At 74.8% G+C, this 12,297-nt stretch carries 11 protein-coding genes; 3 read left to right on the forward strand and 8 right to left on the reverse strand.

The features are described from left to right. Positions 1-61 precede the first annotated feature (61 nt). Positions 62-2,509 carry an SCO5717 family growth-regulating ATPase gene (locus ACFSJS_RS25330; protein ID WP_380904340.1) on the forward strand — a complete coding sequence of 816 codons (2,448 nt, stop codon included), beginning with the start codon at positions 62-64 and terminating at the stop codon, positions 2,507-2,509. 129 nt (positions 2,510-2,638) lie between these two features. Here ACFSJS_RS25330 and ACFSJS_RS25335 read toward each other — a convergent pair whose 3' ends face one another. The 8 genes from ACFSJS_RS25335 to rimP all read right to left on the reverse strand — a co-directional run bounded on the left by ACFSJS_RS25335 (position 2,639) and on the right by rimP (position 10,947). Next, on the reverse strand, positions 2,639-3,577 hold the full coding sequence (locus ACFSJS_RS25335) for a bifunctional riboflavin kinase/FAD synthetase (RefSeq protein ID WP_380904342.1): 939 nt from the start codon (positions 3,575-3,577) through the stop codon (positions 2,639-2,641). A 285-nt stretch (positions 3,578-3,862) separates the two neighbouring features. After that, positions 3,863-4,771 carry a tRNA pseudouridine(55) synthase TruB gene (truB, locus tag ACFSJS_RS25340; RefSeq protein ID WP_380904344.1) on the reverse strand — a complete coding sequence of 303 codons (909 nt, stop codon included), beginning with the start codon at positions 4,769-4,771 and terminating at the stop codon, positions 3,863-3,865. 3 nt (positions 4,772-4,774) lie between these two features. Continuing rightward, positions 4,775-5,257: a 30S ribosome-binding factor RbfA gene (gene rbfA, locus ACFSJS_RS25345; RefSeq protein WP_380904346.1), complete on the reverse strand. Its 483-nt coding sequence runs from the start codon at positions 5,255-5,257 to the stop codon at positions 4,775-4,777. Between the two features lie 96 nt (positions 5,258-5,353). Then, entirely contained in the window at positions 5,354-5,647 is a 294-nt protein-coding gene (locus ACFSJS_RS25350; protein WP_380904348.1) for a DUF503 domain-containing protein, read from the reverse strand. A 178-nt stretch (positions 5,648-5,825) separates the two neighbouring features. After that, a complete protein-coding gene (gene infB / locus ACFSJS_RS25355) occupies positions 5,826-8,843 on the reverse strand; it encodes a translation initiation factor IF-2 (protein ID WP_380904350.1) in 3,018 nt (1,005 codons plus the stop codon). A 168-nt stretch (positions 8,844-9,011) separates the two neighbouring features. Beyond that, positions 9,012-9,290 (reverse strand): YlxR family protein, encoded by a 279-nt coding sequence (locus tag ACFSJS_RS25360; protein WP_380904352.1) that lies wholly within the window; start codon positions 9,288-9,290, stop codon positions 9,012-9,014. A gap of 113 nt (positions 9,291-9,403) precedes the next feature. Further along, positions 9,404-10,393: a transcription termination factor NusA gene (gene nusA, locus ACFSJS_RS25365; protein ID WP_380904354.1), complete on the reverse strand. Its 990-nt coding sequence runs from the start codon at positions 10,391-10,393 to the stop codon at positions 9,404-9,406. Positions 10,394-10,395: 2 nt separating this feature from the next. Continuing rightward, on the reverse strand, positions 10,396-10,947 hold the full coding sequence (rimP, locus tag ACFSJS_RS25370) for a ribosome maturation factor RimP (RefSeq protein WP_380904356.1): 552 nt from the start codon (positions 10,945-10,947) through the stop codon (positions 10,396-10,398). A gap of 272 nt (positions 10,948-11,219) precedes the next feature. On the opposite strand from rimP, the gene ACFSJS_RS25375 reads away from it, so the two are divergent. Further along, positions 11,220-11,732 (forward strand): hypothetical protein, encoded by a 513-nt coding sequence (locus ACFSJS_RS25375; RefSeq protein WP_380904358.1) that lies wholly within the window; start codon positions 11,220-11,222, stop codon positions 11,730-11,732. Continuing rightward, the gene (locus ACFSJS_RS25380; protein WP_380904360.1) at positions 11,729-12,280 is read left to right on the forward strand and encodes a ferritin-like domain-containing protein; all 552 of its coding nucleotides are present in this window, start codon (positions 11,729-11,731) and stop codon (positions 12,278-12,280) included. Before ACFSJS_RS25375 ends, ACFSJS_RS25380 begins: the two co-directional genes overlap by 4 nt. The last annotated feature ends 17 nt before the right edge of the window (positions 12,281-12,297 follow it).

Consider the following 12,297-nt stretch of genomic DNA (forward strand, 5'->3'; position numbering starts at 1 on the left):
GCCGGCGAGGGGCGGACCGTGCGGCCCGACCGGGTGCCCGACCAGATCAGCAGGAGGCATTGTGAGCAGCGACCGGGACGAGATCCGCGTCGACGGGATCGCACCCGGCGACGACCTGCCCGAGGACGACACCGAGACCACGGGCGAGTTCACCATCGACTACACACCGCCTGCCTGGTACACGCGGAACGCCGAGCCCGCGCAGCAACCCGCCGCGCCCCCGCCGCCGCAGCCGCCCGCCTTCCCCGGGGCGGCGCCGCCGCCTCCGGCCGCCCCGCCCGCGGCCGGCGGCCACGGGGAGTCCACCGCTCCCGCCGCACAGGGCTCCGGCGGGCCCCAGGGCGTTCCGGACGCTGCGGGCGCCGGGCGGTCGGGCGAGGACGGCGCCGCCGACGGTGCCACCATGCTCTTCTCCGCGGCCGCCCTGCGCCGGGAGGCCGACGGGCGGAGGGCCGCGGAGGAGGAGCCGGCCGGGGTGGAGCCCGCACGGGCGGATGCCGCCGGCCCCCGTCCCGGGGACGCGGACGGCGGTCCCGAGGGCCCCTCGTCCGGAGAGGCCGCCCCGGCGCCCGCGGAGGAGGGGACGCCGGAGGCGCCCGCGGAGGAGGGCGGTGACGGGCCGGGCGCGGAGCCGGAGGCGACGGCCGAACGCGACGACGCCCCCGGCGACTTCGAGGCACCCGGAGAACCGGAGGACACCGGAGCGGGGACCGGCGGCGCGCCGCAGGGCCCGGCACCGCAGGCGCCGCCTGCGGTGCCGGGACAGCCACCGACCGCGCCGCAGGCCGCCGCTCCCCCGCCGTGGCAGCCTGCGCCCGAGGGCGGTGCTCCCGCCGGACTCCCGCCGCTGCCCCCGCACTTCCAGCCCGCCGCGCCGCAGGCCGGTGCGCCGGCTCCGGCGGCGGGGTGGAGCGCCGAGCCGCAGCCCCCCGCCCCCGCACCGCAACAGCCCCAGAGCGGCTACGGCTTCCCCCAGCAGCCCCCGGCCGCCCCGAACACCCCCGCACCACAGGGCGGTTACGGCTTCCCCCAGCAGCAACCCGGCCCTCCGGCGCAGCAGCAGCCGGACGCGCCCCGGTCCCAGCCCCTGCCGCCCGCGCAGCAGCAGCCGCAGCCGCAGCCGTTCCCCCAGCAGCCCGCCGCGCCGCAGGACCCCCGCGCCGGTACCTCCTGGCCCGCAGACCCGCGCCAGCAGCCGACGAGCCAGCCCGGTGCGCTCGGCTACACCGCGTCGGTCGAGCTGTCCTCCGACCGCCTGCTGAACCAGAAGAAGAAGCCGCGCCCGCAGAGCAGCCGTGGCGGAAGCTCCCGGTTCCGCTTCGGCGGCAAGAAGGAGGAGGCGGAGCGGCAGCGCAAGCTCGACCTCATCCGCACCCCCGTGCTGTCCTGCTACCGCATCGCGGTGATCAGCCTCAAGGGCGGCGTCGGCAAGACCACGACCACCACCGCCCTCGGCGCGACGCTCGCCAGCGAGCGGCAGGACAAGGTCATCGCGATCGACGCCAACCCGGACGCGGGCACGCTCGGCCGGCGGGTGCGGCGCGAGACGGGCGCCACCATCCGCGACCTGGTGACCGCGATCCCGTACCTCAACAGCTACATGGACATCCGCCGGTTCACCTCGCAGGCCCCCTCGGGCCTGGAGATCCTCGCCAACGACGTGGACCCGGCGATCTCCACCACCTTCAACGACGAGGACTACCGCCGCGTCATCGACGTCCTCGGCCAGCAGTACCCGATCATCCTCACCGACTCGGGCACCGGTCTGCTCTACAGCGCGATGCGCGGGGTCCTCGACCTGGCCGACCAGCTCATCGTCATCTCCACCCCGTCCGTGGACGGCGCCAGCAGTGCCAGCACGACCCTGGACTGGCTCTCCGCCCACGGCTACGGCGACCTGGTGCAGCGCAGCATCACGGTCATCTCCGGAGTCCGCGAGACCGGGAAGATGATCAAGGTGGACGACATCGTGGCGCACTTCAGGACGCGCTGCCGCGACGTGGTGGTCGTCCCCTTCGACGAGCACCTGGCGGCGGGCGCGGAGCTGGACCTGGACATGATGCGGCCCAGGACGCGCGAGGCGTACTTCAACCTGGCCGCGCTGATCGCCGAGGACTTCTCCCGTCACCAGCAGGAGCAGGGCCTGTGGTCGCCCGGTGGGAACCCGCCGCACGTGGCGCCGCCGATGCCGGGGCAGCCGTACCAGTCCGCGCAGCCCCATCCCCAGTACCAGCAGCCCCATCCCGGGCAGCCGGGCGGCCCGCAGCCGTACGCGCAGCCCCATCCCGGGCAGCCCCAGCCCCAGCCTCATCCCGGGCCGCAGCAGCCGTACGCGCAGCCGCAGCCGGGCCCCCAGCCGCAGCCCGGACAGCCCGGCGGTCCCGGACAGGCCCGGCACGCCGGCCCGCCCCCCGGCTGGCAGCAGCCGCCCCCCGGCGGGAACCCGCCGCATCCGGCGCCGCCCGCGCCCGGCCGGCAGTGGCAGCCGCAGCCGCCCCCGGAGCAGTGAGCGCGGCGGCGCGCACCGCCGCCACCGGGCCGATGTGACGGGCCCGGCCCCGGTCCCTGCGACCGGGGCCGGGCCCGTCCGGTGTCCGGCGGGGGCGCGGACGGCGGTCCGGAGCGTCCCCGCCCGCGCTCAGTCCAGCATCTCCCTGGCGATCCGCACGTCCTCGGCCATCCGCTCCAGCAGCTCCTCCAGCGTGGCGAACTTCTCCTGGCCCCGGATGTAGGCCAGGAAGTCGACGGCGGCGTGGAGTCCGTACAGGTCGAGGCCGACCCGGTCGATGGCGTACGCCTCCACGGTCCGCTCGGTGCCGTCGAACTGCGGGTTGGTGCCGACGGAGATCGCCGCGGGCATCGACTCGCCCGCCACGACCAGCCACCCCGCGTAGACGCCGTCCGCGGGGACCGCGGTGTGCGGCAGGGTCTCCACGTTCGCCGTGGGATAGCCCAGCTCGCGTCCGCGCTGGGCGCCGCGGACGACCACGCCCTCCACCCGGTGCGGGCGGCCCAGCACCTCGGCCGCGCCCCGCACGTCGCCCTCGGCGACCAGCCTGCGGGTGAGGGTGGAGGAGAACGGCTCCCCGCCGCCCGCCTCCCCGCGCTCGAACAGGTCGACGACCATCACGTCGTAGTCGTAGGTCCGGCCCAGCTCCACCAGGGTCTCCACGGTGCCGGCGGCCCTGTGCCCGAAGCGGAAGTTGGGCCCCTCCACGACGGTGCGGGCCCGGAGCCGGTCGACCAGTACCTTCACCACGAACTCGGCCGGCGAGAGCCGGGAGAACTCCTCGGTGAACGGGAGGACCAGGACCGCGTCCACGCCGAGTTCCGCCATCAGCTCCGCGCGCCGGTGGTGCGGGGCGAGCAGGGGCGGATGGCTGCCGGGGCGCACGACCTCGCTGGGGTGCGGGTCGAAGGTGACGACGACGGCCGGCAGGCCCAGCTCACGGGCGCGTCCGACCGCCCTGCCGATGATCAACTGGTGCCCGCGGTGCACCCCGTCGTAGGAGCCGATGGTGACGACGCTGCGCCCCCAGTCCTCGGGGATGTCCTCCAAGCCACGCCAGCGCTGCACAGTGCCCGCTCCTCGCCGAATGCCAGTGGATGGTGCCGGTCCAAGGGTGCCATGGCCCCCCGCCGCACCCGCACGGGGACCCGCGCGTGACGTCCGCCGCGGGGCGCCGGGCACGGGGGTCGCAACGGCGCGGCGCGGACACGCCCCGGTGCGCGCCATGATTCACTCCGCGCGCCCGCCCCGCAAAGAGTGAGTCCGGGCGTTCCCGTGGATAGGGAACAGATGCACACAGGAGGGGGATCGTGGGGCGGGCACCGGTTCCGGCGCCCGTCCCACGGTGCGGCCTCAGGCGAAGACGGCCAGGCTCCTGGCCTTGCCGCCGCGCTCCTCGACGAGGGCGAGGAAGCGGTCGCCGGGGCCGAAGACGGCCACCGGGCCGGGGCGTCCGGCCGGCGGCATGGCGATCCGCGCGCCGTTGGTCAGCAGCCGTGCCTGCCGCTCGTCCACATCCCAGCGGGGGAAGGCCGCGGCCGCGGCCTCGCCGAGGGGCAGGACGGTCAGCGACTCCTGGTGCTGTTCGAGGGTGCGCGCCGCGTCCAGGCCGTAGGGGCCCACCCGGGTGCGCCGCAGCGCGGTGAGGTGGCCGCCGACGCCCAGGTCGGCGCCCAGGTCGCGGGCGAGCGCCCGGATGTAGGTGCCGGAGGAGCAGACGACCGAGACCAGCAGGTCGGTGACGGGCGTGCCGTCCTCGGCGGTCTCCTCGCGGATGTCGTGCACGGTGAAGGAGGAGACGGTGACCGGCCGGGCGGCCAGTTCCACCTCCTCGCCCTCGCGCACCCGGGCGTAGGCCCGCTTGCCGTCGATCTTGACGGCGCTGACCTTGGAGGGCACCTGGAGGATGTCCCCGGTCAGTTTGGCGATCCCGGCGTCGACGGCCTCGCGCGGCAGGCCGGCGGCCGGGACGGACGCGGTGACCTCGCCCTCGGCGTCGTCGGTGACCGTGGTCTGGCCGAGCCGGACGGTGCCGACGTACTCCTTCTCCGTCAGCGCCAGGTGGCCCAGCAGCCGGGTCGCCCGCTCGATGCCCAGGACGAGGACGCCGGTGGCCATCGGGTCCAGCGTGCCGGCGTGCCCGACCCGCCGGGTACGGGCGATGCCGCGCATCTTGGCGACGACGTCGTGGGAGGTGAACCCGGCCGGCTTGTCGACGATGACCAGCCCGCCGGGCTCCTGGGTGCCTCTGCTGCGTGCCACGGGTCAGGCGTCCTCGCCGTCCGTGCCGCCGTCCGCGGCGCCGGTCCCCTCGTCCGGCCCCTCCTCGCGCACGGGCTTGCGGTACGGGTCGGCGTCGCCCGCGTAGGTGGCGCCGGAGGACACCTGCCGGACCTGGGCGTCCGAGGCCCTGGCCTTCTCCAGCAGGTCGTCGATGGTCCGGGCGTTCTCCGGGAGGGCGTCCGGGACGAACGTCAGCGACGGCGTGAAGCGCACGCCGGTCTGCCGTCCGACCTCGGAGCGGAGCACGCCCTTGGCGCTCTCCAGGGCGGCCGCGGAGGCCGCGCGCTCCTCGTCGTCGCCGTAGACCGTGTAGAAGACGGTCGCCTCCCGCAGGTCACCGGTGACCCGGGTGTCGGTGATCGTCACATAGCCGAGCCGCGGGTCCTTGATCCGCCGCTGGAGGGTCTCCGCGACCACGACCCGGATGCGGTCGGCCAGCTTGCGTGCCCGCGCGGTGTCGGTCATGTGTCTGCTTCCTTCTGTTTCGGATGGTTCGGTTGGGATGCGCGTGCGGTCCCGGGGCGGCGGGCCGGGCCGGACACCGGCCGGCCCGCCGCCCGGTCAGTCGTCGTCGCCGTGGAACCGCCGCCGCACCGACAGCAGTTCCACCTCCGGCCGCGCGGCCACCAGCCGTTCGCACCGGTCGAGCACGTCGGAGACGTGCCCCGCGTCCCCGGAGACCATCGCCAGGCCGATCAGGGCCCTGCGGTGGAGGTTCTGGTCCCCGACCTCCGCCGCGCTCACCGCGTACTTGCGCTGGAGCTCGGCGATGATCGGGCGGATGACCGACCGCTTCTCCTTCAGCGACCGTACGTCGCCGAGCAGCAGGTCGAAGGAGAGTGTGCCTACGTACATGCGCTGCGGGTCCAGCCGACCCGTGAGGCCTCGTGAGTGGATCCCCGCCGACGTCCGGAGGGGGCGTTCAGGAACCGTACACGTCCGGTTCCCGCCGATCGACGCGATTAACGGCCGGGAGCCTCCCGCCGGGGCGGGAGGCTCCGTGGCCGTTCACCGGTGTGCCCACCGGAGGGCGTCAGGCGCGGGGCTTCTCCCGCATCTCGTACGTCGCGATGACGTCGTCGACCTTGATGTCGTTGAAGTTCCCGAGGTTGATACCACCCTCGAAGCCCTCGCGGATCTCGGTGACGTCGTCCTTGAAGCGGCGCAGGCCCTCGATGGTGAGGTTCTCCGCCACGACCTTGCCGTCGCGGATGAGCCGGGCCTTGGTGTTCCGCCTGACCTCGCCGGAGCGGATGATGACACCCGCGATGTTGCCGAGCTTGGAGGAGCGGAAGACCTCGCGGATCTCCGCCGTGCCCAGCTCGACCTCCTCGTACTCCGGCTTGAGCATGCCCTTGAGGGCCGCCTCGATCTCCTCGATCGCCTGGTAGATGACCGAGTAGTAGCGGACGTCCACGCCCTCGCGCTCGGCCATCTGCGTGGCACGCCCCTCGGCGCGCACGTTGAAGCCGATGACGATGGCGTCGGAGCCGGTCGCCAGGTCGATGTCGGTCTCGGTGACCGCACCCACGCCCCGGTGCAGGATGCGCAGGTCCACGTCCTCGCCGACGTCGAGCTGGAGCAGCGACGACTCCAGGGCCTCGACCGAACCGGACGCGTCGCCCTTGAGGATGAGGTTGAGCTGCTGCACCTCGCCGGCCTTGAGCACCTTGTCCAGGTCCTCCAGGGAGACCCGGCGGGTGCGCTTGGCGAACGCGGCGTTGCGCTCGCGGGCGGCGCGCTTCTCGGCGATCTGGCGGGCCGTGCGGTCCTCGTCGACCACCAGGAAGTTGTCGCCCGCGCCCGGGACGCTGGTCAGACCCAGCACCAGGGCCGGAGTCGACGGGGTCGCCTCCTCCAGGTTGTTGCCCTTGTCGTCGAGCATCGCCCGGACGCGGCCGTAGGCGTCGCCGACGACCATGGTGTCGCCGACCCGCAGCGTGCCGCGCTGGACCAGGACGGTGGCCACGGCGCCGCGGCCGCGGTCGAGGTGGGCCTCGATCGCGATGCCCTGGGCGTCCTGGTGCGGGTTGGCCCGCAGGTCGAGCGCGGCGTCCGCGGTCAGGACCACGGCCTCCAGCAGCTTGTCGATGTTCAGGCCCTGCTTGGCGGAGATGTCGACGAACATGGTGTCGCCGCCGTACTCCTCGGCCACCAGCCCGTACTCGGTGAGCTGGCCGCGCACCTTGGTCGGGTCCGCGCCCTCGACGTCGATCTTGTTGACCGCCACCACGATCGGCACGTCGGCCGCCTTGGCGTGGTTCAGCGCCTCGACCGTCTGGGGCATCACACCGTCGTTGGCCGCCACCACGAGGATCGCGATGTCGGTCGACTTCGCACCACGGGCACGCATGGCGGTGAACGCCTCGTGACCGGGGGTGTCGATGAAGGTGATCTTGCGCTCTTCGTCGTTGACCTCGGTGGCGACCTGGTACGCACCGATGTGCTGGGTGATGCCGCCGGCCTCGCCCTCGATGACGTTGGTCTTGCGGATCGCGTCCAGCAGGCGCGTCTTGCCGTGGTCGACGTGACCCATGACGGTCACCACCGGCGGACGCGCCACCAGGGCCTCGTCACCGCCCTCGTCCTCGCCGAACTCGATGTCGAAGGACTCGAGCAGCTCGCGGTCCTCCTCCTCCGGGCTGACGATCTGGACGACGTAGTTCATCTCCTCGCCGAGGAGCTGGAGCGTCTCGTCGGAGACCGACTGGGTCGCGGTGACCATCTCGCCCAGGTTGAACATCACCTGGACCAGCGACGCCGGGTTGGCGTTGATCTTCTCCGCGAAGTCGGTCAGCGACGCACCGCGCGACAGCCGGACGGTCTCGCCCTTGCCGCGCGGCAGCATCACGCCGCCGATGGAGGGGGCCTGCATGGCCTCGTACTCCTGGCGCCTCTGCCGCTTCGACTTGCGGCCGCGGCGCGCCGGACCGCCGGGGCGGCCGAAGGCGCCCTGGGTACCGCCGCGGCCGCCGGGGCCGCCGGGACGACCGCCGAAGCCGGGACGGCCGGCGAAACCGCCGCCACCGCCGCCGCCACCGGGACGGCCGGCGAAACCGCCGCCACCGCCGCCGGGACGACCGCCGCCGCCACCGGGACGGCCGGCGAAACCGCCGCCGCCACCCGGACGACCGGCACCACCCGGACGGCCACCGCCGCCGGGACCGCGGCCACCGGGGCCCGGACGCGGGCCCGCGGCCGGACGCTGCGGCATCATGCCCGGGTTCGGGCGGTTGCCGCCCGGACGCGGACCCGCGGCGCCGCCCTGCGGACGCGGCATGTTGCCGGGGCTGGGACGCGAGCCGCCGGGCGCCTGCGGGCGGGGACCGCCCTGGCCGGCACCGGGACGCGGACCGCCCGGGGCACCGGGGCCGCCGGGACGCGGGGCACCGCCCGGACGGGGCGCCTGCGGGCGCGCCATCCCGGTGGAGCCACCGGAGGTGAAGGGGTTGTTGCCCGGGCGCGGACCCGCGGGGCGGGCACCGGGCTTGGGGCCGCCCGGCTTGGCACCGCCCGGACGGCCGCCCTGGCCCTGCGCGGGCGCGCCGGGACGGGCGCCCGGCCTCGGGGCACCCGGACGGGGGCCGGCGGGAGCCGCCGGCGGTGCGGTGAACTCCGGCTTGGCCGGAGGCTGCGCCGGACCGGGCTTGGCCGGAGCCGGGCGCGGACCGGGGGTCGGACCGGGCCTGGCGGCCGGCCCGGGACCCGGGACGTTCTTCTGGGGTGCGCTCTTGGAGGCGTCGGCCGGAGAGGCCGACGGCCGGGGCGCACCGGGCTTGGGCGCACCCGGCCTGGGTGCGGAGGCGCCCGGCTTCGGGGCGCCGGGCTTGGGCGCCGCCTTGCGCGGCGCGGCGGGCTTCGCGGCGGACTTCTTGGCGCCGCCTGCGCCATTGCCCGCGTCGAATGCGTCAGTCAGTTTGCGTACGACCGGCGCCTCGATGGTCGAGGACGCCGAACGGACGAATTCACCGAGTTCCTGGAGCTTGGCCATGACGACCTTGCTTTCGACTCCAAGCTCCTTGGCGAGCTCGTATACCCGGACCTTAGCCACTTCGCTCCTTACGGTCCGGGGGGGTCGTCCGCCGGACCTTCGCTACTGCATGGGCGTACTCATCGCGTACTCATCGAGTGCTCATCGCAATCTCGACCTACTTCCAACTCGCGAGGTACCTCTCCCGTACGGCGGGGTGCCGTACGGGCGTCGTGCGTGCTTGCTGTCTTACGGTGTCTCCCGCGGCACTGCGGTGTGCAGCTCCGCGGTATCAAGCGGCCCAGGGACCCGGAAGGCCCGCTGGAACGCCCGGCGGCGGACCGCCAGATCGACACAGGTCGGTGTGGGGTGCACGTACGCACCCCGGCCGGGCAGCGTACCGCGATGATCGGGAACGCATCCGCCCTCGACCAGCACCACACGCAGCATTTCGCCCTTGCCCGACCGCTCCCGGCAACCCACGCAGGTGCGTTCAGGGCATGCGCGGGTGCGCGTCCGGTCAGACACCTTCCAGTCTACCTCCCCGCGCCGATTGCGCCGTTGGTGGGGGGTCGTCGGCGGGGTACGGACGGTGACCGCCCGTCCGGACGCCCTGTTCCGCACCCCCGCTCCGGCCCGTCTCAGCGTTCCCCGCCCTGCTCGGTGTCCGGGCGGATGTCGATCCGCCAGCCGGTGAGCCGGGCGGCGAGCCGGGCGTTCTGCCCCTCCTTGCCGATCGCCAGCGACAGCTGGTAGTCGGGCACGGTCACCCGGGCCGACCGGGCGGCGGCGTCGACGACGTCCACCCTGCTCACCCGGGCGGGCGAGAGGGCGTTGGCCACCATCTCGGCCGGGTCGTCCGACCAGTCCACGATGTCGATCTTCTCACCGTTGAGCTCGGCCATGACGTTGCGCACCCGGCCGCCCATCGGGCCGATGCACGCGCCCTTGGCGTTCAGACCCGGACGGGTGGACCGCACCGCGATCTTGGTCCGGTGGCCGGCCTCGCGGGCGATGGCGGCGATCTCCACCGAGCCGTCGGCGATCTCCGGCACCTCCAGGGCGAAGAGCTTCTTCACCAGGTTGGGGTGGGTCCGCGAGAGCGTCACCGACGGCCCCCGGACGCCCTTGACCACCCGCACGACGTAGGTGCGCAGCCGGGTGCCGTGCGAGTAGTCCTCGCCGGGCACCTGCTCCTGCGGGGGCAGGATCGCCTCGAGCTTCCCGATGTCGACGAGGACGCTGCGCGGGTCCTTCCCCTGCTGGACGACTCCCGCGACGATGTCGCCCTCGCGTCCGGCGTACTCGCCGAAGGTGACCTCCTCCTCGGCGTCCCGCAGCCGCTGCAGGATGACCTGCTTGGCGGTCGTCGCGGCGATCCGGCCGAAGCCGGAGGGAGTGTCGTCGAACTCGCGCGGCTCGGCGCCCTCCGGCAGGTCCGCCGGGTCCTCCTTGGCCCACACCGTCACGTGGCCGGTGGAGCGGTCCAGCTCCACGCGGGCGTGGCGGCGGCTGCCCTCGGTGCGGTGGTAGGCGATCAGCAGCGCCGCCTCGATCGCCTCCACCAGCAGGTCGAAGGAGATCTCCTTCTCCCTGACCAGGCCCCGCAGGGCACTCATGTCGATGTCCACGGCTACGCCTCCTCCTGGCTCTCGTCGTCAGAGGCCGCAGCCTGACGTGCACCGTCGGTCCTGCCGGCGGCCTTGCGGTTGAACTCGATCTCCACCCTGGCCCTGGCGATCTCGCCGAAGGCGAGCCGGCGGGCGGTGGGCCTGCGGCCCTTGACGCCGGGGACCTCCAGGTCCAGCCCCTCCTCGTCCGCCGCGGTGATCCGGGCGAGCAGCTCGCCGCCGCCCGCCTCCTCGGTCAGCTGCGCCTTGACCAGCCTGCCGACGGCGCGGCGGTAGTGCCGCGGCTCGGTCAGCGGGCGGTCGGTACCGGGCGAGGTGACCTCCAGGACGTAGGGGGCCCCGCCCATCACGTCCGTGGAGTCCAACACCTCGGACGCGGCGCGGCTCAGCTCGGCGCAGGTGTCCAGCTGCACGCCCTCGTCGGAGTCCACCACCACGCGCAGCACGCGCCTTCTGCCCGCCGGGGTCACGGTGACCTCTTCCAGATCCAGACCTCTGCTGACCGCAAGCGGCTCCAGCAGTCCTCGCAGCCTCTCGCTCTGGGTGGTGCTCATCCGGGTGACTCCTCGGCCGCGTGTGCTGTTGTGGAAACATCCAGTCCTGGGGGTTCGGGGGTCAAGCCTATCGTCTGCGGCGAGCCGCGCCGACCAGATGATCCGGACGACTGCGCCGGGCGGCCGTCCCCCGCAGGGGGCATGCCGCGGGCGCGGAGGTGACCCGCCGCGGGGGACGGTGCGAACACGGGTACGCTCGCAGGGCGCTGATCACCGCGGGTTCCCGCGGCCTCCCCGGCGTGCCGTTCGAACCACCTCCCCAGGGAGCACCCGTGCCGATCGACTCGCGTCCGCACCGGCGGAGCCTGCTGGCCACCGGGGTCACGGGGGCCGCAGCCCTGCTTCTGGCGGGGTGCTCCGGCGGGGGTCCCGAGGCCGCCGAGCGCGAACTCCTCACCCGCGCGGAGCGGTTGCGGCGCGACGCGGCGCGGCGCAGCGCCGAACTGCTGGGCCGCTACGACCGCACCCTCGCCGCGCACCCCTCCCTCGCCGGGCGGCTGGAGCCGCTGCGGGCGGACGTGGCGCGGCACGTGAAGGCGTTCGGCGGCACGGCGCGGAAGGACGTGCCGGGAAGCCCCTCGCCCTCGGCGGGCCCCTCCGCGCCGGCGGTGCCCGCGGACGGCGGGCGGGCGCTGACCGCCCTGGTGGACGCCGAGCGCGCCAGGGCCGACGCGCTGCTCAGGTCCCTCGAGGGCGCTCCGCCCGAACTGGCCCGGCTGCTGGCGTCCGTCGCGGCGGCGGGCGCGGCGCACGCGTACCTGCTCACGGACGGCGGTGGGAGATGACCCGGACATCCCGAACGGCACGGACCGGCCGGACGGCGGACGCCGCCGCGCTCGCCCCGGCCTCCGCTCCGGCCGCGGCGCCCGGACGGTCCGGACAGGCCGGGGAGTCCGCCGCGCTCACCGCCCTCCAGGCCGCGCTCGCCGCCGAGCACGCCGCCGTCTACGGCTACGGCGTCGTGGGCGGGCGGATCGCCGGGGAGCGGCGCGACGAGGCACGCCAGGCCTACGACGCGCACCGCGCGCGCCGCGACGCCCTGCGCCGCACTGTGCGGAGGCTGGGCGGCACGCCCCGGCCCGCCGCAGCGGCCTACTCGCTCCCCTTCGCGGTCCCGGACGGCGCCGCCGCGGTGCGGCTGGCCGCCGAGCTGGAGGACCGGGTGGCCGCCGTCTACGCCGACCTGGTCCGCGCCGGCGAGGGCGAGCTGCGGCGGGAGGCGGCGGACGCGCTGCGGGAGGCGGCGGTCCGCGCGGTGCGCTGGCGCGGTACGGGCGTACCCTTCCCTGGGCTCGCCGAGCGCTCCGCCACGGCGCCCCCGGAGACCTTCTGAGCTCCTGCGGGGATCCG

The sequence above is a fragment of the Streptomyces desertarenae genome (assembly GCF_042681365.1).
GTDB lineage: Bacteria > Actinomycetota > Actinomycetes > Streptomycetales > Streptomycetaceae > Streptomyces > Streptomyces desertarenae.